We start from the raw sequence: 20,718 nt of genomic DNA on the forward strand, positions 1-20,718 counted from the left end.
AGAAAGATTGCTGGGGAAAAGAGCAGATTTACTGACGAATTAAGACCAGGCGCTCATGCCGCCTTTTACATTGGCTACTTTGTTGAAGCCTTTTCTTCTTAATAGCTTGGCAGCTTTATTGCTTCTCATGCCGCTTTGACATATCAAGACAATTTCTTTGTTGGATGTAAGCTCATTAGTCTTATAAGGTAATTCATATAAAGGAATATTTTTAAATTCCTTTATATTTCGTTTGTTGAATTCCCCTTTTGTACGCACATCGATGAACAGTTTCTCTCCATCCCGCAGTTCGTTTTTCAGGTCTGCCGTTGTGATGTGCCTTACCCCTTTTGCAGGCAACATTCTCATGATAATAATGATAATTAAAATTCCGACAAGGACATACCTCATGTAATCCAAGTTTTTTTTGCCCCCTTATTAGATGAACAGGTTAACGTTTCCGTCCTCTGCATCTGCTAAATATGCAGCTACCCCAGCATAGTCGATATTATCCAATAATTCTTCTTTTTGCAAACCAAGAAGATCCATTGTCATCGTGCATGCCACTAATTTAACGTCTTGTTCCTGAGCCATCTCAATCAGGTTTGGAAGTGACATTACATTATGTTTCTTCATAACATCTTTGATCATCTTCGGTCCCATACCGGCCATATTCATTTTTGAGAGTCCCATTTTGTCGGCGCCCCGTGGCATCATTTTACCGAACATTTTTTCCATAAACCCTTTTTTCACTTCGATATTTTCCTCTTTGCGAAGGGCATTCAAACCCCAGAATGTATGGAAGATTGTTACTTCATGATCATAGGCAGCTGCTCCATTGGCAATGATGTACGCAGCCATCGTTTTATCATAGTCTCCGCTGAATAATACGATTGTTGTTTTCTTCTTCTCTGACATTAGTGATTCCTCCAGTTGTATGGTGTTATTACCCCTACCTACAGGGGTATGTTGGCTTCAAAAAAAAATTACCCTTTTTTAATCCAGAATGTAAATACATCATTTTCTTCGTTATGGTCAAGCAACTCATGGCCCCCGGATTTTGCCCAAGCAGTCAAATCACTTTTTGCCCCTTTATCAGTTGCAATGACTTCTAATACCTGCCCTGCTTCCAGTTCATTCATGGCTTTCTTCGTTTTGACGATCGGCATTGGACAAGCCAGCCCTTTTGCGTCTAATACTTTATCTGCTTTCATGTGTTATTCCTCCTATATAAATTTCATTTCGCTTTTATTACCCACAGGGGTATAATATCAGTCATAAAAAAGGATGTCAACCCTTTAGAACTTATCTGCTTTTAACAAGCAGGTTGACAGCTTCTTTTATCATTTCATCGGTTTTTTCGCCGCGGTTTTCCGCTTCAAGTACACATTCTACCAGGTTGGAACTGACAATTACCCCGACAGTGCGATCCACTGCAGAACGGACAGCTGATAACTGCGTAATTACATCTTTACAGTCTTTGCCTTCTTCCATCATTTTAAGGACGCCCCTTAATTGCCCTTCAATCCGTTTAACACGGTTTTTGACCTGATCATTATATTCCATAACAATACCCCTTTCCTTTATTCTGTTTTGGCGGACATTGTTTTTCTGTCAGTGTATAACCTGTTACCTGGTAACCTCTTCTTCTCAACATCCTGATGCTCATGTTCTTTTCAAGCTTGGTTGAGGCGACTATATGAATTCTGCTTCCTTCGAGTTCATGCCAATTTCTTTTCAAATAAGCAACCGGAAGATTTATGGCTTCTGGTATAGGGTCGTTGAAAGAATGATTATAATCTCTTACATCCAAGATTAAAATGGAATCTTTCAGGTCAGGAGTTTCTCTTGACCACTGAACTCCTGTAACAGGGATATACCTTTTATATAGTGCTATTATCATACTAACCACTATGATAATCAATATTAACATTACAAACCACCCTATTCAATTTCTAAGGATTGTCTTGCTTACAAACCTTATTATATACCCATCGGGGTATTAAGTCAATAGGTGAGAAAAAATTTATTCACCTTAAATCTTTTAACCTTTAGTGAGGCAAATATACCACTTCCTATGGTATTCATTCAATTATTTTGATTTCGAATGAATTTTGTCAATACCTTTCGTGAATAAAAAGGATGAATTCACTAAGAATTCATCCTGTTAGAATCATATTATTAACTAAACACTTTTTTCCATACAGCCGATCAGGCGGTCTTCAATGTCCTTGGCAAAATCCTTCATCTTTTCATCATTCAACATTGAAATAAGTGATGTCGGCTTTGGCATACCAATTTTAGTCTGCCCCTCTTCTTCATAAACAACCATTTTACAAGGTAAGAAGTATCCCGCCATTGTATTTTCGTTTAATACTCTTTGTGCTTCTTTCGGGTTGCAGACTTCCAGCACTTTGAATTCTTTTTCAAAGTCCAACCCCTTTTCCTGCAGCTTATCTTTAATATCGAACGTCCAAAGAACACCGAATTGTTCTTCTTTTAAACTTGCTTCCAAACTCTTCACTGCTTCTTCAATACTTTTATCTGTAGATAGTGTAAAATCAAACATGCTTTATTCCTCCTGTTTTTAGTACTAGTATTGGCTTATCTTACTGCACAACGGTTAGGTCCGGTTTCCATTTCACTCTGCTTTTCTTCACCTGGATCTTCTTTGCCCATATTGGTTTTCCGGATTTCTTCATATGAATTGGGCTGAGGGGGCAGGTTTTCAGATACCGTTCTTCTAAATTCCTCTTCATCCTGAATGTTCAAGCCATGGTTTTCTTCATAAAGCGTGCCGAGTTTCTCTGAAATACTTCCATCCTCATTCATTTCATCTATACCCATATAGTGGGCCGGGAGAACAATTAAATCCTTTGACAGCTCTTTGTATCGTTTATATAAGGTTGTGCGAAGGTCGCCCACCCAGTCTTCTGCCTTGCCAGCCAGATCGGGTCTGCCAATGGAATCGATAAACAAGATGTCACCAGTCAATAAATAAGTATCATCGATTATATAGGAAGTGCTGCCGATGGTATGTCCCGGGGAGTACATCGCCTCAATGATAGAATGGCCAACCTCATACTTATCGCCGTCATTCACAGGCTGGTAGGAAAACTGAACCTCTTCAGCATCCTTTGGAGGAAGGTAATACTCAGCTTCGGTGGTTTCCGCCAGCTCTCTTCCGCCGGTTATGTGGTCAGCATGCAAGTGGGTATCAAGCGCGCGGGTCAGTTTAACATCGTTTTCAGCCAGGAAATCATGATAAGGCTTGGTCATCCGTGCAGCATCAATAATGGCGGCTTCCCCATTGGACTGTATTAAATAAGAAAGACAGCCTTTCCCGATTCGTAGAAATTGATGGATGGTTCCCCCGTTCTTGAGATCGCCAATTTTGATAGGCTCCAGGTGTTCACTCCATGCTTCCATGCCGCCTTCAACTGAATAAACATCTGAATATCCCGCGTTTGCTATTTCCTTCGCTGCTTTTTGCGAGGAATTCCCTTTTGCACAAATCACATGAATTTCCTGGTCCTTAGGAAGTTTATCCAAAAACGGTTCGATTCCTTTTTCTTTAATTTCGCTATAAGGCGCATTAATGATATCGACATTTCTTCCTTCGACTTTCCAATCGTCAAATGCGTCGGTGTTTCTCACATCGACAATAAACACTTTTTCTTTGCTTAATACTTTCTTTGTCAGTTCCTTAGCCGAAATACTTTTTACAGTCATTTTTAAACCTCCTTTGAATCTTATTTGAATAAGATAGTATTCCCTTACCCCTATCCGTATCATTTACACATTTTAATTTAAAAAAATTGCTGCTCTATTTTATTGTGTATCAATGAACCGGTCTTATGTGTTTTAGTGGATGAGATTTATACTTAAAAACTATATGTGAACACATTCATCTTGGATTCAAGATAACTTAACTGCTATAATACTAGTGCTAAAGACATGATGAAATGGGGATAAAAAATGTATACAACAGAACTGAAAAAGAATGTAAACGAAGATCAAGGTGTGTTGGATTATTACGTGGAAGTGTCGAAATTAATTGCCTCCATGCTGGATATCGCCATCGGGATTACCAACACGGAGGAATGGATTGCCTACTTTCCAAGCGGAAAGATCGATTTGGGGGTAAAGCCAGGCACAAAAATCAATCCCCAGGAGCCATTGGCAGATTGCTTGCTAAATAGAAAAGTTATAAAGGAAGAAGTTCCTGCTGAATTTTTTGGTTTCTCTTTTACTGGACTTGCCAATCCGATTGTTAAAAATGGCCGTGTCATTGGGGCGGTTGCCATTCAGATGCAGGAGCAGAATGAAAGAGCGTTGCGCAGCATTGCAGATCAAATCGTTTCATCTGTTTCCCATACGAATGAAAGTGTCAGCAGCGTTGAAAAAGGTGCGGATGGCCTGGCGGAGATTAGCAACAACCTCCTTCAACAATCTAAAGATGCCTCGCATGAAATGGAAAAAACGAATGAAGTCATCACGATGATCAAAAAAATTGCCGATCAAACGAATTTACTAGGATTGAATGCCTCTATTGAAGCAGCACGGGCCGGGGAAATGGGACGTGGGTTTGATGTAGTGGCGAAGGAAATCCGTAAATTATCCAAGGAAACAGTGGCGTCAACGGAAAAAGTTCGAACAATCATATCTACATTGCAGCAGTCGATGAAGGAAATGGCTGATTCGATTGAAAAAGTGGTGAGCGTCGGGGAAAATCAGGCAGCATCGACTCAAGAAATCTCCGCATTTATTGATGAGATTGAAAAGATGAGCAGAGAATTGAATACATATGCTTCCAGGTTGTGAGGTTTGTAGGATGTTTGGTTGTACAGGGAGTAAATGGGCCAATGAGATTGAGTTTACGCTGTGATGATGGCCCGTAAATGGGGTTATTGGGCCAATGAGATTTAGTTTTTGCTGAGATGTTGGCCCATTAACAGAGTTAATGGGCCAAAGAGATTGAGTTTTCGCTGAGATGTTGGCCCATTAACAGAGTAAATGGGCCAAAGAGATTGAGTTTTCGCTGTGATGATGGCCCATTAACAGTGTAAATGGGCCAAGGAGATTGAGTTTTCGCTGTGATGATGGCCCATTAACAGAGTAAATGGGCCAAAGAGATTGAGTTTTTGCTGAGATGTTGGCCCATTAACAGAGTAAATGGGCCAAGGAGATTGAGTTTACGCTGTGATGATGGCCCATTAACAGAGTAAATGGGCCAAAGAGATTGAGTTTACGCTGTGATGATGGCCCATTAACAGAGTAAATGGGCCAATGAGATTTAGTTTTTGCTGAGATGATGGCCCATTAACAGAGTAAATGGGCCAAAGAGATTTAGTTTTTGCTGAGATGATGGCCCATTAACAGAGTAAATGGGCCAAAGAGATTGAGTTTACGCTGAGATGATGGCCCGAAAACAAAGTAAAAGGGCCAATAAGATTGAGTTTTCGCTGAGATGTTGGCCCATAAACGGACTAATCAGGCGAATGGCTTTAATTCTCCTATCATTCTACCTTGTTAACAAGCCTCTTCTTCTCCATCTCCAACTGTTTAATCACCTTCCTGATATCTTCTTTTTTACAATATATATCTGTACTTAGTTTATCCACTTCCTTCACCCAATCACTATGATCAATAATAGCTCCGAAATCTACTTATGTTTTTTTATTATGGTTTCGATTTGGATTTGTAGTCTCCAGAGTACAATTTGTCGAGGTAATCATAGATGTACCGGATTTTGTGTTTTTTTTTGACTGCATTAATGGCATCAATTGCTTTTTCTGATGTCTTATCTTGATTCTCCGCCACCCTAGTTAAAACAACTCCCTCCTTCATACCCAGTACTTTTCTGGCTTCCTGAGGAAAGACGAGGCGCCCCACTTCATCTAGAATCCTGGTAACAGAAATGATCTTCACCATCTGCACTTCCTTTCTAGGTTGTGATATTAATATTATCCCTTCTTTAAAAACAATCTTTTGATTATAAGATAATAATCAGGTTAATGTGCATACTACCAATACATTAAATATTTGTATGGGGATGGCATTTTTGATGAGGAAGCATCTAATTTTGTTTAGCTTTTTGTTCTTACTAGCCGGCTGCATAGGTTCAGAGCACCAAGTGGAAAAGAAGAATGAGTCTCCTATATTAGTTGATAACCAACAGGTGTCGGAACGAAGAGTCATCCTTGTAATTTTTGATTCTTTAATGGATGAATCGTTGAAGAAGGCAATTAAGGAGAACAGAGCACCAGCACTTAAGTTTTTTATGGAAAATGGCCAGTACAGCAATAATCTGATCAGTTCCTATCCGACGATGTCGGTAACAATTGACAGCTCGCTTCTTACAGGGACGTACCCAGACAAGCATAAAATACCTGGTCTTGTTTGGTTTGATGAGAAGGATGAGAAGATCATTACCTATGGGAATGGTTTTTTCGAAGTCTTGAAACTTGGCATCCCGAACTTCGCCCACAACGGCCTTTATGCTTATAATAACTCCCACCTAAGCCATGAGGTTACAACGATTCACGAGGATCTGGACAAACTGGGTATGAAAACAGCATCTATTAATACATTGATATACCGTGGCAATTATCGTCATACCCTCAAGTCCCCTGCCGTGATCTCGAATCTGGGAGATGTCCCAAGAAAAATGGATACTTGTGGTCCCTCCATCCTCTCTTTGGGCATTTTTGCTCGAAATAACCCAGATAATCGCCATGTTGTGAATCGGATTGGCTTAAATGATGCATTTGCAGCAGCAGAGTTACAATATCTATTGGAAACAGAAAGACTTCCTCCGTTTACAATTGTGTATCTTCCTGAAAATGATCATCCTGTTCATAAAAAAGGCCCTGAAGAACTTTCAGGTGTTGAGAAAGCAGATAAACATCTGCAAGAAATTTTGAACTCCTTTCCAAAATGGGAAGATGCACTGGAGCAGACTGTGTGGATGATCATGGGCGACAGCAGCCAATCTGCCGTTATGGATGACAAGAAAAAGGCTTCCATAGATTTAAGGAAGATTCTTAGAGATTATCATGTGTTGGACCTTGGCGCTTCGGTGACAAAAAAAGATGATATCGTTATTACTGCCAATGAACGAATGGCCTATATATACAGCTTGAATGAAAAAGTCCCATTAGAAGAGTTGGCAGAAGAGTTGAAGAAAGACTCGAGGATTGCCTGGATTTCTTGGAAGTCAAAAGGAAAGGCAAAGCTTATCTCTCCCGACTCTGATGGACACTTTGAATTCACTTCAGGCGGACCTTTTAAAGATGCTTATCAACAAGAATGGTCAATCGAAGGAAATCCGGATATTTTAGATTTGACCATAAAAGACACTAATATTTCTTTTGGCGATTATCCTGATGGACTCTCTCGTCTATATGGAGCATTGCACTCTCAAAAAGGTGAATTTCTTATTGTTGATGCTAAACCGGGATATGAATTCATAGGTGAAAGTTCTCCGGAGCATACCGGTGGAGGCGCACATGGCTCGATGCATAAAGTGGATTCGCTATCGCCCTTGATTGTCAGCGGGACAGATAAAAGCACCGAAAACTTGCGACTCGTAGATGTGAAAAAGTGGGTATTGGAATTGTTGAATGAATAGAGTGTCCTTCGTATATAATTTGAGGTAATTTCTTTTCGTAGTAGTATGTGGAGGTCTGCATTAGTAAAGAACACTATTGTTTTTATCGTTTGAGTATAATGAAGCCATGCGATGGGCCAGTATATGGCTTCATTTTGTTGCTAGAGGGTTTGTTTTGAAGTGCAAAATATAGATGAATAGTGCTTGGAGACCTTCAAGCATTTTTTTATTCATGATAGCGATTATACAAAGGTTCCCATGAAGTCAGCTGCCAAAATAAGGGGAGAAATTCCTCTTATTGAAGAAATAGCGCAAAAAATAGAGTAAATAGAGGGAAGGATTCCCTCTATTTGCTCCAAAAGCATGAAAATGGACCATTTGAATCTGCCTTAACGGGAAAAATTCCCCTTATAAACCTCGAACCTGGTCCAAATCCACTAGATAACGGAAAAAACTCCCCTTATTTCCACAATTGAAGGTTACTCACCATTAGGGTGGGGAAATTGTCTGCTTCACCTAATCTGTTTGTTGATTTAAATACGAATTTTAGATGACTTACTCTACATGTTTTCCTTGCGCTTATAGAAGTATTAAAAGGGATGAAACACAAATGTTTCATCCTTGGACCAGCTGATTGTTTTCTTCTGATCATTTCTCGGTTTCCGGCGGGCGTGCTTTTGTTTACCAAGATAATTTATTTGAATTCGGCCATAACTCTCGAACTTAATAAATAGCAACAAAGTATTAGAAAGGAGCCTTGTAAAATTTTTATTTTATATTATCTTAGGATTGCTTTGATATTTGCTCACGAGCGCTTCCCGTTTCAAAGGTCTTATATTTCATCATGGACATCAATCCGAGCACAGGGCCTATCGCCAGGATGGAAAATACCCATTCCCAGCCCACAAGCTTTTGCAGATAGGGAATGAGGTTGATGGTAAAAATAGTGATAAGAAATCCAATACACATCTGAAATGTCAGCGCTGTTCCAACATATTCAGTTTCCGCAAACTCTGTAACCCCGGCTGAAAACTGAGCGGAATCGGAAATCACAAAAATTCCCCAAATGAACGAAAGAGTGAGCGTCATCCATATAGGCTGGGAGAATGTAAATCCGATACTTAGAGCACAGACAGAGCTGACTCCCATGGATAAAATGGTTAAGGATGACCGGCCGATCTTGTCAGCGAGCCACCCTCCTCCTACAGACCCTGCGGCACCTGCTATCCCAATTGTAAGGAAAGAACAAATAGCCACCAGTCCCGAAGCATCCGTACCGGTGTAGCTTTGAAAACTGGCAGATAGAAATACCGGCAGCCAGGTCCACATCGCGTAAAGTTCCCACATATGTCCAAAGTAGCCATAATTGGCAAGCATGACAGGTTGATTTTGACGGACTTTTTTTAAAAGAGAGAAAGAAAAAGGTTTATTCTCCGTCATAACAGGCGGATCATCCAGGATGAAATAGATAATGGCGGCAGAAAGAACTGCCAGGATGGAACTTGAAATGATGATCAATTGCCACTGCAATGAAGAAAAAAATAAGGCTGTAAAATGAGGTAATGAGGATCCCAGAGTCAAAGAAGCAATCAATATCCCGATTGCCAGTCCCCTTCTTTTAGGGAACCATTGAGATAGTATTTTCACTGCGGTCGGGTAGACCCCGGCAAGTGTGGCCCCCGTGATGATTCGAAGGGCAATTCCGCTCCAGGCTCCATCACTCAGTAATATCAATCCGTTGAAAACCGATCCAGTTATTGCAGATATAGCAAGAATGATTCGGGGATTATACCGATCGGCCAGCCCAAAATAAGCGCTGAAAAACGCTCCAATGACAAATCCGATTGGAACAGCAGCCGAGAGCCACGCCTCAATTTCCGGTCCGGCTCCCCATAGGTTGATGAGTTCAGGTGCTGTTACCGAAGCGCTGAACCAAAGACTTAAAGCAAACAACTCAGCCGTCGCTATCCATATTAATGCTTTCCATGAGGACTTCATTTCTCATCACCACCCTTTCTGCTGTTAATTCTTGTTCCATTTTTTCACAAATGTGTCCCTTAACACTGACAAACCATGAGATGGTTTCCATCCGGATCTTGAAAAGTGAAGAAATGATCGTGCTGTATCGCGGACACCCATTTGACTTCTTTTTCCTTAATGAATGTATGAGCTTCATGAATATTGTCTGTGTTGATGTGAAAAGCAGGAGCTTTGAACGTATACTCCTCAGAATAGATTTTGCTGTCCAGGATCACCCCTGTGTCCTGCATAGGCAATGCATACAAATGGCCGAACATAATTTCCCCGTCAGCCGGGAAACCAAAAAGATCACAATACCAATCGCGTGCCTTTTCAATATCACTGACAGGAATGAAAATTACACCGACCTTATTTATAAGTGGACTCTTCATAGTGATACCTCCTAAAAAAAGAACCTAATTTCCTTTATTCGGTATAAATAGTCAGATTCCTTCTACCTGGATTGGATAGCTTTGGATTCTTTCTACTTCAATGCAACCTCCAGTTGAATGTCGAGTTTTTCTCTTTCGTAAATTTTTGAATTTAATTCTTTGGCAAGGGTACAGCCCATCTTTTTATAAAAAGCTTGTGTTTCCGTTGCCGGGTGAGCCCCTATGTATAACTTATCTGCCCCAAGGTTCCTTGCTTTGTCTTTTGCAACATGGAAAAGTTTAGCCCCGATCCCTTTCCCTCTTGCTTCTCTGGATACATGGATATACGACAACTCTCTGTAGGCAGCGTGCTTACCGAAAGATTCTGCCTCAATAACAGCGAACCCAACTACTTTTCCGTCAACCGCAGCAAGAATAACGGAACCACCTTCATTCATTACTTTATTGAAGTGTTCTATAATTTCCTGTTTCTTTTCATGGGACCAGTCATCGATGAAATAGTTATTCTCTTCATGAAGATTTCCGTTTATCTCTTTGACAACTTTCTTGGTCTCCTGAAACCTGTTGAAGCCATCCAGCAGTTTTGGATGGAAGTCCTCATGCCGCATTTCAAAAATTTTCATCTTCTTGTCCTCCTTTTCTTTCAGTATATCAGGACTTAATTTTTCTCATCAAAAAGATGCCCGGAAAGGTTCCGGGCATCTGTCAATTTCGCTATTTTAATTTGTTGTTCGGTGCAATCTCGTTCGCAAACTCAGCCATAGCCGTCTGTAACGTATTCATATTCCTGTTTTTCATCAAGCCTTGAATTGAGCCTGTGCCGGTATTTGTGTTTCTTCTATTTAATGCATAGGCTGCAGCACTCATTCCGAGACTAAGGACGGAGCTCCAGATCATTCGCCTGTTCATCCTTTTGCGTCGGCCGAACATATTGAAAAAGGAAGATCTTTTTCTGGTATTGAAAAGCATCGACAACAAATTATTCAAACGAAACACCTCTTCGCTTAGAATCATTTGAAAGTACAAGTGGCACTTTCAAGTGTTAGTATCTGCTTTCTGAATTTGTATTATAGCTGGAAAAGGTTTATCTGTTATGGAAATAAACTTCCAAATCCCGAATGATTTCTTCTGCTTTATCATTCGTCCTAATGGTAAAGTAATTTCCTTTCATAATTAAAATTTGCAATAAAATTTAAGGCAAAGTGATAAACATGTTGTAATTACTTAAACCCTTAAAACCATATCAGCCTTCTGCCTGGGTGAAACAGCTTTCATATAGAAATCCTCAGCTTTCCAATACCGGTCTTGAAATTTTTTTAGTTTCTTTTGGGTCTCCTTGTTTTCCCGGTGAAATCTGCTTTTTTGCGGACAGTCAAGAAAAACTACATAATCAAAGAAGTCTCGCCACTCCTGGCGTTGAAGGAATACTCCCTCTACGATGATGAAACATTCTTCTGGTAGTTCGATGGGTTTAAGAGTATGTGAATCTTCGGACTGATCGTAATACCGGAGAGTGAATTCCTTGGCTAGCAACAACTTTTCAAAGAACTCGTGGCGAATTTTGTGAAGGTCCCATTGCAAAAAATAATACTCAAACCACTCATCTCGCCCTGTACCATACCGTCTTTCCTTCTCCACGATATAGTCATCGATGTGAAAGACAGCATGAGCTATATCCTGCTTCTTCAATGACTCGCAAAGGCTTTCGGTGAAAGTCGTCTTTCCAGAACGGCTCAATCCATCTACACCAAGAATAAACCGGTTTCCTTTTTTCTTTTTTTCAACGGCTTTCAGTACAGATTGGGAATGATCCTTCAACCTTTACTACCTCCCCCATCGTTGAGATATTTAAAAAAGTATATCATAAATTTAGCAGAATATTCCGTTTGATTGAAAATTCGTACATCATTTTTGTTTTACTGATATACTAAAAATGAATTGATTCTAATGGAATAGGGGATTTTGAATGGAGAAATTTCTTGAAGGTAAAACCATATATCTGAGGCACTTTTACAAAGAAGATGAACAAAGCATTTTAAAAGCGCTATCTTACCCGGAAATCAGAAAAATGACCGGCCTGCAAAAATTCCTGACGCCTAAAAAAATTGAAAAGGCCTATGAGGCTTTTGCACTCGATGCCACCAGGATTGATCTGGTCATAGTTTTAAGAAAAACAGATGAAGTAATAGGAGACTTGGCTCTTAATGAGATTGATCACTTGAATCGCAATGCCAATATAAGAATTGCGCTCCATGATCCGCAATATTTTGGGAAAGGTTATGGGACCGAAGCCTTAAAGTTGATTCTTGAACATGGGTTCATGACGCTCAATTTATACCGCATCGGTTTATGTGTCTATTCGTATAATGCTCGTGCTAGAAAGTCCTATGAGAAGCTCGGCTTCAAACAAGAAGGCGTCATTCGAAGCGAATTGTTTTATGATGGAGAGTTTCATGACAACATTGTCATGGGGCTGCTCCGAGATGAGTTTTTAGAAGCGGTTAGTAAGTAAGGCTATTTGTGTTGAAAAGCCTCTTGGGTGTATTAGAATTTCTTTTGAAAATTCTTGAAACGTCAAAGCACCTTAATTGCATTGTGATGTTTAAATAGGTATCCTGAAAAAAAGGTGGTGGAAAAAATGGGTAAACCTGTAGAGTTAACTGAAATTTCAATTGTTCAAAAGGATACACCAAACAAAATAAGAGAAGCGTATATCGGAAAGTTTGAGGAACCGTTCTTATTTGGTGTACATGGAGGAGTAAAAGAATTTTATGGTGTGGAACCTGAAGTGGAACATCCCTCCACACTGGATCACATCGTAGCAGCGGCAGGCGGCTGACTGGTCGGTACCTTATCAGGCGCGCTGGAGGCGCGTAAAATTCCGACATCACCCGATTTAGTTTCTGCGAAAGTTCAAGGTGTGATTGAAGCACCCGAGGGTGTTTTGAAAATCACCAAAATCTATTCTCATTATTATTTGAAAGTCCCTGAAGGAAAACGAGATGCTGCAGAACGTGCATTATCCGTTTTCGAAAGAGGCTGTCCTGTTGCCCAAACACTAAAAGGAGCCGTTGAATTCGAACATTCCTGGGATATTGAAGAATATTAAGAAGACGAGAGGCCGAGGTGATTTCGCCCCAGCCTCTCTATTTAGTATGTATAGACCTTTTTAATTTCACATGAATAATACCCGTTCGATTATTTAGGATAGCCTGTCATCTTTTGGTAAGCGGCAGAATGAGGTACCTCTTCTTTTCCTAGGCGTATGAATTTTTTTGCAACCAGCGCCAATGAGACCCCGCGCTCATTCGAAGTAAAAAACGAATACAAATCATCCCAAGTGAAGGCTTCTCAAAGCACCATTCCGAAAATTTCTTCGACATGGGCACGTTTTTCATCGATGCCAAACCTTTTACACAAAACCGAATGAATCCTTATAAATTCCGGCACGAGGATCTTCAATGAGCTCATTATAGATTCCGGATTCTTTCCTCCCATCGATTCTTCCAGGAATCTCAACTGCCAATCATGCAGCCTGCTCCTTGTGCCGCCAAGTTTTGCCCAGTATCCCGGGTTGTTTGGCTGCATTCCCGACTCCATGAACCATCCGGTCGTTAGATGGAACCTCAGGGACTCTAGACTATTGGCTGCATGGAAGAACTCTTCTCTCTTCATACCGCGGTAGACTTCATGAGTGTATGCGAAAAATTTGTTTCTCCATAGATCGAATTCCTCAAAAGATGGTTCATATTCCAGCTTTCTGGATTCTCTTTGAACACCCTTCATAAAATCTTCCCTATCGCAGACAATCTTTATATCTTTCAGCCACACGGAAGGCTGCAAGTCTTTTTTCGTATAATAAAAAGAGTCAACCTTAATGAAGCCCTTGTAGTGAGCAACACTGTGGGACGCCCAAGGAAAGTCTTCATAGAACATGACGTCTCCCCAGTTCTTGGCTCTCTCCTTCTTATGAATTCTATACTCTTCAAATGCTTCTTCATTGACGACAATCCGAAGGTCAATATCTGAATATAAGTCAGTGTTTCCTGTTCCAATCGAACCTCCATAAAACAGGCTGATTACCTGGTCATCACTTGATAAATCCCTTTCTATCGCTGCTTTTATCTGCTGTCTGACTTCTGGGAGTGTTTTGTCTCTTGCTTCATGTCCTGTTTTAAATCCCGCACATCTGAATCATCAACTCCTTTTAAAATTGGAAGGCGTCTATTATTATCTCCGCCACTTCATCCGGGGTTAAACCTGTGTTATCAATTCGTAAATAATTTTCTGCTTTGATTTCATTTTCATTTGAGTTGAGTCTGCAGGTTTCCATCGTGCTTAACAATTCTTCTTCTGACTGCTCTATATTACGCTTGGTTGGCTTATGTTCAAGACGGTTAGAAGTCTGGTTTCTCTTCAGCCTTTCATCGACATCTGCTTCGAGTTCAACCAGGAAGACTTCAGCTCCCTGCGATTTGAAGATGGCACATGTTTTTTCTACGAACTCCCAGTCCTCTCTCTGATTAAACGCCCATACAAATGTAGTAATCAGACCTTTTTCATCTGTCTTGGAGAATGATTTGAAAATTTCCTCGCGAAATTGATGAGTGAGCTTCCACATCTCTGGAGTGAAACCGAACAAAGGTTCCAAGAGATCGATTGTCATATGGTTATGCAGTAGTTTCATGTCTGTTTGTTTTGACAGCGATTGACCGACCGTCATCTTTCCGACTGCTTGCGGTCCGAAAATAAGTACAAATTTCAAACGTTAACTCCTCCTATGAATTTTCTTTGTGACCGTTCCTTTCCTGACTATTCATTCTGGAACTGATGAAAATGAGCAGTCCGCCAATCATCACGGCCGCAAAATAATAAATACCAAGCCCGAGGTCAGCACCTCTGGAAAAGGATTTCTCTACAGAAGCTCCCCATATCATAACACCGAGTCAAGCAATTAAAACGCTCCATTTAAACAGTTCTTTCATAGTACCTACTTATTAAATCTACTTTTTTAGTATATTATTCCAGAAAAAGAGAATAGGAACAATATTTTTTTAATGTTTCAAACATTATAATTATAAAAGACGCTGTCCGAGCTTGGCTATCTTCTCTAGAATCATTTGTCAGTCAAGCAAAGCAGGAAGTTTCCTTCTAAAAAAACAGCCCGCATAATTGGGGACCCGGATCTCTTTGTCAGCTTGTTTTCTGGTCTCTTTCTCTTAAATATTCCTCGTATACTTCTTTGGCTTTGTCTTTGTCCGGGACAATCTTTGTCACTTTCCTGTGAATGTCTGTCAGGAGAAATAATCCTCTGAAGATAGCACCTGCTATGATGGCGAATGCCAGGATTCCACCTGCCAGAGGCCCCATCATCATAAGAACAAACGCTAATAATCCACTTAAAAATATTGATAACAATAAATACGGCATAAAGCTGTAATTCCCCCAATATGTACTTAATTCTGCTAAAAAGCCTGAGTTCTCAACCAGAACCCAGGCAGTGTATTTTTATAGATTTTCCAAAAACAGCCTTACTACGTCTGCCCCGCCAATAAGTGTTCCAAGGGTGCTTCCGAGATTGGCAAGAACGACAATCAAAAGAACACGAGTCACCTTGTTATTCCAGAATCCTTTTACACTCAAGACGTCTTCCGGCAATGTTTCGAAATCACTTACGTTCGGACGTCGGAAGTAAGCTTGTACAAATCCTGCAAACCATCCTGCTGCAAGGAGCGGGTTCAAGGATGTAATAGGTGCTGCCACGAATGCTGTCAAGATGGCGAGAGGATGTCCAAGGCCGATGGCTGCTCCCAACGCGGAGAAGGAACCATTCCACAGTACCCAGCTGATCGTCTGCTGAATACCGGCAGTGGGATTACTGACGAACGTATAGGCGATCACTGCAAGGATAAGAACCGGAATCGCCCACCCGATGATTTTAGGAACCTTTGATTTGGGCGGACGTTCATCCAACCGTTTAAGATCATGTTCTTTTTTGATTTCCTCTTTTATACCTGGAACATGTGCTGCTCCTAGCACTGCAACGATCTTCTTTCCGGGCGCTGTTTTAATTTTTTGAGATAAATATTGATCACGTTCATCAATCAATGGTTTTTTCAATCGAGGAAAATGCTCTGTGAAGTCATTCAGCATGGCATCGAGCATATCCTGGGATTTTATTCTTTCCAGTTCTTCTTCCGTAATACTCTCATTGCTGAAGATGCTGTAGACGATCTGCATCATCAGTTTTGCCTTTCCTATGAATCCTACTTGATTCCAGATGCGGGCAAAGGTTATTTGAATGTTCCGATCAGCCAGCACAAGCTCGGCGCCGACTTCTTTAGCGGATTCGATTCCCTGGATCATTTCCTGTCCGGCGTTAATACCGAATTGCTTGGCCATCCTTTTTTGAAAAGAAGATATAGCAAGATTCATCAAGAGCAAGGAAGATTTCCCATCTTTAATGACCTTGAAAATGTCCATTTCTTTCCATTTGTTCCCTTCCATCACGGATTGATAGCGGGGTTCGTCCAGTTCAACGCAAACAGCATCAGGCTGTTCCCTTTCGATAACCTCTTTGACCTGCTCGGCACTTTTTTTGGAAACATGTGCCGTCCCGATCAGGATAAATTCTTTTCCATCCAGGTTCAACCTGGTAATATTCTGTTCATTATCCATAGACATAGTTACCCTTCCTTTTATCCACATTGGCTTCTAAAAAATTCATGATATGTATAGTTTACCATTTTTTTCGTTGAAAATGGGTCAACTTCTGAATTGCTTCATAATAAAAAGGTATATTCCTGCCCAAAATAACAAACTTTATAATGAAGCGTTTAAAAGCACGAATAGAAAAAAGGGTGATCATATGACTCATAGTAAAGCATTAAGCTCTTCTGAACTGGCGACATTATGGATGACCTACCAGCAAAAGACAATGATACAGAGGATTTTGGAATATTTCATAGAAGCTGCAGATGATGATGGGGCACGAGAAATCCTGCTTGATACACACACAAAGGTAGTGAACTATGTGGACCGAATAAAAGGATTATTTGAAGCAGAGGGTGCTGTCGTTCCTATAGGTTTTACAGAAAAGGATGTAAACAAAGGCGTTCCGAAGTTATTTGATAATCATTTTGATATCATGTTCCTCCGTATCTTGAAGGAAATCAGTATGGGCCTGCATACATTACATTTGAGCATGGCTTATCGAAAAGATTTAATCCTTTTCTATAAGGAATTAACCGGATTCACTCAAAGTGTGTACGACAACTGTGTGGATTTTTTGCAGGAAAAAGAGGTCCTTCCAAACCCTCCATCCGTTACCATGCCTAAGCATGTGGAGTTTGCCGATAGTCCCAATTATATGGCGGGGTTTAATCTTTTTTCAGAAAAAAGAGCACTGAATACCGTAGAAGTGGCCTACCTGTATTTCACCATTGAATCAAATGTCTTTGGTATGCAGCTTATGACCGGTTTCGCCCAGGTTGCCAATGAACCAGAGGTCAAGAAATACTTTCAGAAAGGGAAAGAACTGTCGAAAAAAATTGTCAGTGACTTTTCTCAGGTGTTGATCCAGAGTGACATCCAGCCGCCATCCACTTGGGGTGCAAAAGCAACAGATTCAAAAGTTCCGCCTTTCTCCGATAAATTGATGCTGTATTGTACCAGCCTATTCAGTAACTTCGGACTCGGCAGTAATGCGGTCGGAACTGCCTTCAGTTTAAGGAGTGATTTGCCCCTGTTATTGGTTGATAAAGCGAAGGATATCCTTACTTTCGGACAGGACGGCGGAAAAATTTTGGCTAAAAACGGCTGGCTTGAACAACCGCCGAGCATGGAAGATCGAAATAAGCTCATCAAATAACTGAGAAATCTACGTCCGCGGGTAGCTTCCCGGTGGACGTGTTTTTTTGTAACAGGACAGTGCCGACTCTCATAAAAGACTGAGGGGTTACCATTTTCTTTGGATATGCTCAGAGAAGTGTAAAATCGCCGGGTAACTGATGAAAGTTTCGCTGTAAAGGGGCTAGAGGCGCCAAAATGGTGTTGTTTTAGTTAAATTGCCTTTAGAAATGTTTTAAAGGCAAAAAAGTCGTGGGTTTAATGGCAAAAATGCTGTTGATTTACCACTAGAAGTGTCTCTAGGAAAAGTCTAGAGACACTAGTGTTGTGTATTCATAAAATTCGACCCAGTAAGTATATATTTTCATCTGAAGACCGCCGGAGATGCTAAAAATTCCCTTTGCGGTTCTCCTCCCACTCTACTACCTCTAGACCTGCACGTTATTCAGCATCATTTAGGCGATAGGTCCAGTTGATGTCATAATCACATCGTTTTTAGGGCATCATATACTCTCTCCCTAACAAATGATGCTGGAATTCCCCGGCTATTCATGCATCATTTTAGGCGATAGGACTATTTGATGTCGTAATCACATCGCTTTTAGAGCATCATTTACTCTCTTCCTAACAAATGATGCTGGAATTCCCCGGCTATTCATGCATCATTTTAGGCGATGGGACTTTTGATGTCGTAATCACATCGCTTTTAGGGCATCATTTACTCTTTTCCTAACAAATGATGCTGGAATTCCCCGGCTATTCATGCATCATTTTAAGCGATAGGACTATTTGATGTCGTAATCACATCGCTTTTAAAGCATCATCTACTCTCTTCCTAACAAATGATGCTGGGCTGGAATTCCAACGTTATTCATGCATCATTTTAGGTGATAGGACTATTTGATGTCGTAATTACATCGCTTTTAGGGCATCATCTACTCTCTTCCTAACAAATGATGCTGGAATTCTCAGGTTATACATGCATCATTTCAGGCGAAAGCTCCATTTAATGTCGTAATTACATCGCTTTTAGGGCATCATATAATCACTTCCCAACAAATGATGCCCTAAAAGCAGAGCTTTTGCAGCTGCCTCATTAAACTCCTTTTAATTATAATACCGTGCTAAGACATCAACCTCTCCCTTAAACGATGTTTCCTAGATAGGACCTCCCTAAGTTAGAGGTCACTCTAGAATAATTTACGCAAGCCGGCTTTTGAACTCTATCAGCTTTTCCATGAAATCATTGAATTCCTCGATATTCATTTGCTGCGCTGAATCTGATAATGCGATGGCTGGATCCGGGTGGACTTCCGCCATGACGGCATCTGCTCCGATTGCCAGGGCTGCTTTGGCTGCCGGGAAAAGCAGGTCTTTTCTGCCAGTGGAATGAGTTACGTCGACGACGACAGGCAAGTGTGTTTCTTTTTTCAAGATTGGGACCGCTGAAATATCCAAGGTGTTTCTTGTTGCCTTTTCGTACGTTCTGATTCCCCTCTCACATAGAACAATGTTCTTATTTCCTTCCGAGTAAATGTATTCAGCTGCATGGATGAATTCTTCGATTGTGGCCGACAATCCGCGCTTGAGCAGTACGGGCTTATCTACTTTTCCTACCGCTTTTAATAATTCAAAGTTCTGCATGTTTCTTGCACCGATTTGAATCATATCCACGTAATCCAGCGCCTCTTCGACATCATGCGGTGTCAGGATTTCACTGACTACTGAAAGGCCTTCTTCATCAGCCACTTTTCTTAAAATTTTCAAGCCTTCCAAGCCGAGTCCCTGGAAGTCATAAGGAGATGTACGTGGTTTGAACGCCCCTCCTCTTAATAATGTAAGCCCCTGCGCTTTCATCGCCTTGGCAACGTCTTTCACTTGTTCATAGCTCTCAACAGCACATGGTCCCATGATGAAGTTCTGTACGCCGTTCCCAATCAGAGTGCCATTTACATTGACGACTGTATCTTCAGGATGGTCTTTACGGGATACCAACAAGGCTTTACGATGGTCTACCTCCTGCAGCTCTAAACTTGCTTTGAAGATTTCTTTAAAAATATGCACAATGGTGGACGACTCGAAAGGACCGTTATGCTGTTTTAAAATCATATCCAGTGACTCACGTTCTCTCACAGGGTCGTAACGGTTCACGCCTTCTTTTTTATTGCGGCCGATTTCTTGGACGATCTCTGCACGTTCATTCAATAACTCCAAAAGCTGGAGATTTATCTCATCGATTTTATGTCTTAATTCTTTAATTCCTAATTTAGTTACACTCATTTTTAATTTCCTCCATTTTCTTTTTTCGCTTTTTTACCGGACTTCCTATTAAACCAAAGTAAATAAAAAGCCCCTGCCGAATAAACGACAGGGACGAATAACTCGCGGTACCACCCTCATTGTGAAGCCGAAACCTCACCACTCAATCTTGTTAACGATCAATAGACCGTCTCTCCCTTCATAAAGCCAGACGCTTTATTACGAAAAAGAAGCTCCGGGATTGTAATTCATGCTTATCTATGACTGATTTTCACCACCATCAGCTCTCTGGACAGGGAGATAAGACACTACTGTGATCCCTTCATTGCCGGGTATTCAATTTTCAAAGTTTTTGGGGCGGTATAATAAAAAAGCCCCCACTGATTGTATAATCAGCAGGGACGAATCATCGCGGTACCACCCTTGTTGTGAAGCCGGAACTTCACCACTCAACATTGTTAACGATCAACAGACCGTCTTTCCCTTCATAAAGCCAGACGCTTTACTACGAAAAAGAAGCTCAGGGACTGTATTTCATCCTTTATCTTTGACTGATTCTCACCGCCATCAGCTCTCTGGACAGGGAGATAAAGAATTACTGTGGTTCCC

The 20,718-nt window shown here is 40.8% G+C and carries 24 protein-coding genes and 2 other annotated features (1 of these 26 cut by a window edge); of the genes, 6 read left to right on the forward strand and 18 right to left on the reverse strand.

What is annotated here, in order from left to right; translation table 11 throughout:
* Window positions 1–39 precede the first annotated feature (39 nt).
* The 7 genes from V1502_RS09945 to V1502_RS09975 all read right to left on the reverse strand — a co-directional run bounded on the left by V1502_RS09945 (window position 40) and on the right by V1502_RS09975 (window position 3,711).
* Complete coding sequence (locus V1502_RS09945; protein ID WP_409254320.1) at window positions 40–390, reverse strand: rhodanese-like domain-containing protein; 351 nt, start codon at window positions 388–390, stop codon at window positions 40–42.
* A 27-nt stretch (window positions 391–417) separates the two neighbouring features.
* On the reverse strand, window positions 418–897 hold the full coding sequence (locus V1502_RS09950) for a DsrE/DsrF/DrsH-like family protein (protein ID WP_409254196.1): 480 nt from the start codon (window positions 895–897) through the stop codon (window positions 418–420).
* 68 nt (window positions 898–965) lie between these two features.
* A complete protein-coding gene (locus V1502_RS09955; RefSeq protein WP_409254197.1) occupies window positions 966–1,193 on the reverse strand; it encodes a sulfurtransferase TusA family protein in 228 nt (75 codons plus the stop codon).
* Window positions 1,194–1,284: 91 nt separating this feature from the next.
* Window positions 1,285–1,545 carry a metal-sensitive transcriptional regulator gene (locus V1502_RS09960; RefSeq protein ID WP_409254198.1) on the reverse strand — a complete coding sequence of 87 codons (261 nt, stop codon included), beginning with the start codon at window positions 1,543–1,545 and terminating at the stop codon, window positions 1,285–1,287.
* Window positions 1,535–1,912, reverse strand: coding sequence for a hypothetical protein (locus tag V1502_RS09965; protein ID WP_409254199.1), 378 nt, complete (start codon window positions 1,910–1,912; stop codon window positions 1,535–1,537). Before V1502_RS09965 ends, V1502_RS09960 begins: the two co-directional genes overlap by 11 nt.
* A gap of 252 nt (window positions 1,913–2,164) precedes the next feature.
* Window positions 2,165–2,548: a DUF302 domain-containing protein gene (locus V1502_RS09970; protein WP_409254200.1), complete on the reverse strand. Its 384-nt coding sequence runs from the start codon at window positions 2,546–2,548 to the stop codon at window positions 2,165–2,167.
* A 35-nt stretch (window positions 2,549–2,583) separates the two neighbouring features.
* On the reverse strand, window positions 2,584–3,711 hold the full coding sequence (locus tag V1502_RS09975; protein ID WP_409254201.1) for an MBL fold metallo-hydrolase: 1,128 nt from the start codon (window positions 3,709–3,711) through the stop codon (window positions 2,584–2,586).
* A 579-nt stretch (window positions 3,712–4,290) separates the two neighbouring features.
* Here V1502_RS09975 and V1502_RS09980 point away from each other — a divergent pair.
* The gene (locus V1502_RS09980) at window positions 4,291–4,803 is read left to right on the forward strand and encodes a methyl-accepting chemotaxis protein (protein ID WP_409254321.1); all 513 of its coding nucleotides are present in this window, start codon (window positions 4,291–4,293) and stop codon (window positions 4,801–4,803) included.
* 858 nt (window positions 4,804–5,661) lie between these two features.
* Here the strand turns inward: V1502_RS09980 and V1502_RS09985 are convergent.
* Window positions 5,662–5,913: a hypothetical protein gene (locus V1502_RS09985; protein ID WP_409254202.1), complete on the reverse strand. Its 252-nt coding sequence runs from the start codon at window positions 5,911–5,913 to the stop codon at window positions 5,662–5,664.
* Window positions 5,914–6,064: 151 nt separating this feature from the next.
* On the opposite strand from V1502_RS09985, the gene V1502_RS09990 reads away from it, so the two are divergent.
* Window positions 6,065–7,612 (forward strand): alkaline phosphatase family protein, encoded by a 1,548-nt coding sequence (locus tag V1502_RS09990; protein WP_409254203.1) that lies wholly within the window; start codon window positions 6,065–6,067, stop codon window positions 7,610–7,612.
* A gap of 762 nt (window positions 7,613–8,374) precedes the next feature.
* On the opposite strand, the gene V1502_RS09995 is transcribed toward V1502_RS09990, so the two are convergent.
* The 5 genes from V1502_RS09995 to V1502_RS10015 form a co-directional block, all read right to left on the reverse strand.
* A complete protein-coding gene (locus V1502_RS09995) occupies window positions 8,375–9,589 on the reverse strand; it encodes an MFS transporter (protein ID WP_409254204.1) in 1,215 nt (404 codons plus the stop codon).
* Window positions 9,590–9,648: 59 nt separating this feature from the next.
* Complete coding sequence (locus V1502_RS10000) at window positions 9,649–10,002, reverse strand: VOC family protein (protein WP_409254205.1); 354 nt, start codon at window positions 10,000–10,002, stop codon at window positions 9,649–9,651.
* 92 nt (window positions 10,003–10,094) lie between these two features.
* The gene (locus V1502_RS10005) at window positions 10,095–10,625 is read right to left on the reverse strand and encodes a GNAT family N-acetyltransferase (protein WP_409254206.1); all 531 of its coding nucleotides are present in this window, start codon (window positions 10,623–10,625) and stop codon (window positions 10,095–10,097) included.
* A gap of 91 nt (window positions 10,626–10,716) precedes the next feature.
* The gene (locus V1502_RS10010) at window positions 10,717–10,989 is read right to left on the reverse strand and encodes a hypothetical protein (RefSeq protein ID WP_409254207.1); all 273 of its coding nucleotides are present in this window, start codon (window positions 10,987–10,989) and stop codon (window positions 10,717–10,719) included.
* A 237-nt stretch (window positions 10,990–11,226) separates the two neighbouring features.
* Entirely contained in the window at window positions 11,227–11,820 is a 594-nt protein-coding gene (locus V1502_RS10015) for a kinase (RefSeq protein WP_409254208.1), read from the reverse strand.
* 148 nt (window positions 11,821–11,968) lie between these two features.
* Here V1502_RS10015 and V1502_RS10020 point away from each other — a divergent pair, with 148 nt between their 5' ends.
* The 3 genes from V1502_RS10020 to V1502_RS10030 all read left to right on the forward strand — a co-directional run bounded on the left by V1502_RS10020 (window position 11,969) and on the right by V1502_RS10030 (window position 13,111).
* Window positions 11,969–12,514 (forward strand): GNAT family N-acetyltransferase, encoded by a 546-nt coding sequence (locus tag V1502_RS10020; RefSeq protein ID WP_409254209.1) that lies wholly within the window; start codon window positions 11,969–11,971, stop codon window positions 12,512–12,514.
* Between the two features lie 126 nt (window positions 12,515–12,640).
* The gene (locus tag V1502_RS10025) at window positions 12,641–12,841 is read left to right on the forward strand and encodes a hypothetical protein (RefSeq protein WP_409254210.1); all 201 of its coding nucleotides are present in this window, start codon (window positions 12,641–12,643) and stop codon (window positions 12,839–12,841) included.
* The gene (locus tag V1502_RS10030) at window positions 12,842–13,111 is read left to right on the forward strand and encodes an OsmC family protein (RefSeq protein ID WP_409254322.1); all 270 of its coding nucleotides are present in this window, start codon (window positions 12,842–12,844) and stop codon (window positions 13,109–13,111) included. It abuts the gene before it with no gap.
* Between the two features lie 242 nt (window positions 13,112–13,353).
* Here the strand turns inward: V1502_RS10030 and V1502_RS10035 are convergent, their stop codons facing one another.
* The 4 genes from V1502_RS10035 to V1502_RS10050 form a co-directional block, all read right to left on the reverse strand.
* Window positions 13,354–14,127 (reverse strand): nucleotidyltransferase domain-containing protein, encoded by a 774-nt coding sequence (locus tag V1502_RS10035; RefSeq protein ID WP_409254323.1) that lies wholly within the window; start codon window positions 14,125–14,127, stop codon window positions 13,354–13,356.
* Between the two features lie 82 nt (window positions 14,128–14,209).
* Complete coding sequence (locus V1502_RS10040) at window positions 14,210–14,767, reverse strand: shikimate kinase (RefSeq protein ID WP_409254211.1); 558 nt, start codon at window positions 14,765–14,767, stop codon at window positions 14,210–14,212.
* Window positions 14,768–15,195: 428 nt separating this feature from the next.
* Window positions 15,196–15,432, reverse strand: a complete 237-nt coding sequence (locus V1502_RS10045) for a hypothetical protein (protein ID WP_409254212.1) — start codon at window positions 15,430–15,432, stop codon at window positions 15,196–15,198.
* A gap of 78 nt (window positions 15,433–15,510) precedes the next feature.
* Window positions 15,511–16,686 carry a TraB/GumN family protein gene (locus V1502_RS10050; RefSeq protein ID WP_409254213.1) on the reverse strand — a complete coding sequence of 392 codons (1,176 nt, stop codon included), beginning with the start codon at window positions 16,684–16,686 and terminating at the stop codon, window positions 15,511–15,513.
* Between the two features lie 184 nt (window positions 16,687–16,870).
* On the opposite strand from V1502_RS10050, the gene V1502_RS10055 reads away from it, so the two are divergent.
* Entirely contained in the window at window positions 16,871–17,872 is a 1,002-nt protein-coding gene (locus V1502_RS10055) for a DUF3231 family protein (RefSeq protein ID WP_409254214.1), read from the forward strand.
* A gap of 1,178 nt (window positions 17,873–19,050) precedes the next feature.
* Here the strand turns inward: V1502_RS10055 and V1502_RS10060 are convergent.
* Complete coding sequence (locus V1502_RS10060) at window positions 19,051–20,130, reverse strand: bifunctional 3-deoxy-7-phosphoheptulonate synthase/chorismate mutase (RefSeq protein ID WP_409254215.1); 1,080 nt, start codon at window positions 20,128–20,130, stop codon at window positions 19,051–19,053.
* A gap of 86 nt (window positions 20,131–20,216) precedes the next feature.
* Window positions 20,217–20,444 (reverse strand) — a binding site (T-box leader).
* 59 nt (window positions 20,445–20,503) lie between these two features.
* Window positions 20,504–20,718 (reverse strand) — a binding site (T-box leader); it runs 14 nt beyond the window's last position.

Source organism: Rossellomorea sedimentorum (genome assembly GCF_046237645.1).
GTDB classification, from domain to species: Bacteria; Bacillota; Bacilli; order Bacillales; family Bacillaceae_B; genus Rossellomorea; species Rossellomorea sedimentorum.

Bases quoted from the DNA above. Each gene is read 5' to 3' on its own strand.
- V1502_RS10045 (WP_409254212.1), bottom strand. From the start codon at position 15,432: ATGCCGTATTTATTGTTATCAATATTTTTAAGTGGATTATTAGCGTTT.
- V1502_RS10060 (WP_409254215.1), bottom strand. From the start codon at position 20,130: ATGAGTGTAACTAAATTAGGAATTAAAGAATTAAGACATAAAATCGAT.
- V1502_RS09985 (WP_409254202.1), bottom strand. From the start codon at position 5,913: ATGGTGAAGATCATTTCTGTTACCAGGATTCTAGATGAAGTGGGGCGC.
- V1502_RS09980 (WP_409254321.1), top strand. From the start codon at position 4,291: ATGCAGGAGCAGAATGAAAGAGCGTTGCGCAGCATTGCAGATCAAATC.
- V1502_RS09945 (WP_409254320.1), bottom strand. From the start codon at position 390: ATGAGGTATGTCCTTGTCGGAATTTTAATTATCATTATTATCATGAGA.
- V1502_RS09950 (WP_409254196.1), bottom strand. From the start codon at position 897: ATGTCAGAGAAGAAGAAAACAACAATCGTATTATTCAGCGGAGACTAT.
- V1502_RS09965 (WP_409254199.1), bottom strand. From the start codon at position 1,912: ATGTTAATATTGATTATCATAGTGGTTAGTATGATAATAGCACTATAT.
- V1502_RS10055 (WP_409254214.1), top strand. From the start codon at position 16,871: ATGACTCATAGTAAAGCATTAAGCTCTTCTGAACTGGCGACATTATGG.
- V1502_RS09975 (WP_409254201.1), bottom strand. From the start codon at position 3,711: ATGACTGTAAAAAGTATTTCGGCTAAGGAACTGACAAAGAAAGTATTA.
- V1502_RS10000 (WP_409254205.1), bottom strand. From the start codon at position 10,002: ATGAAGAGTCCACTTATAAATAAGGTCGGTGTAATTTTCATTCCTGTC.
- V1502_RS09995 (WP_409254204.1), bottom strand. From the start codon at position 9,589: ATGAAGTCCTCATGGAAAGCATTAATATGGATAGCGACGGCTGAGTTG.
- V1502_RS09970 (WP_409254200.1), bottom strand. From the start codon at position 2,548: ATGTTTGATTTTACACTATCTACAGATAAAAGTATTGAAGAAGCAGTG.
- V1502_RS10050 (WP_409254213.1), bottom strand. From the start codon at position 16,686: ATGTCTATGGATAATGAACAGAATATTACCAGGTTGAACCTGGATGGA.
- V1502_RS10025 (WP_409254210.1), top strand. From the start codon at position 12,641: ATGGGTAAACCTGTAGAGTTAACTGAAATTTCAATTGTTCAAAAGGAT.
- V1502_RS09955 (WP_409254197.1), bottom strand. From the start codon at position 1,193: ATGAAAGCAGATAAAGTATTAGACGCAAAAGGGCTGGCTTGTCCAATG.
- V1502_RS09960 (WP_409254198.1), bottom strand. From the start codon at position 1,545: ATGGAATATAATGATCAGGTCAAAAACCGTGTTAAACGGATTGAAGGG.
- V1502_RS10005 (WP_409254206.1), bottom strand. From the start codon at position 10,625: ATGAAAATTTTTGAAATGCGGCATGAGGACTTCCATCCAAAACTGCTG.
- V1502_RS10020 (WP_409254209.1), top strand. From the start codon at position 11,969: ATGGAGAAATTTCTTGAAGGTAAAACCATATATCTGAGGCACTTTTAC.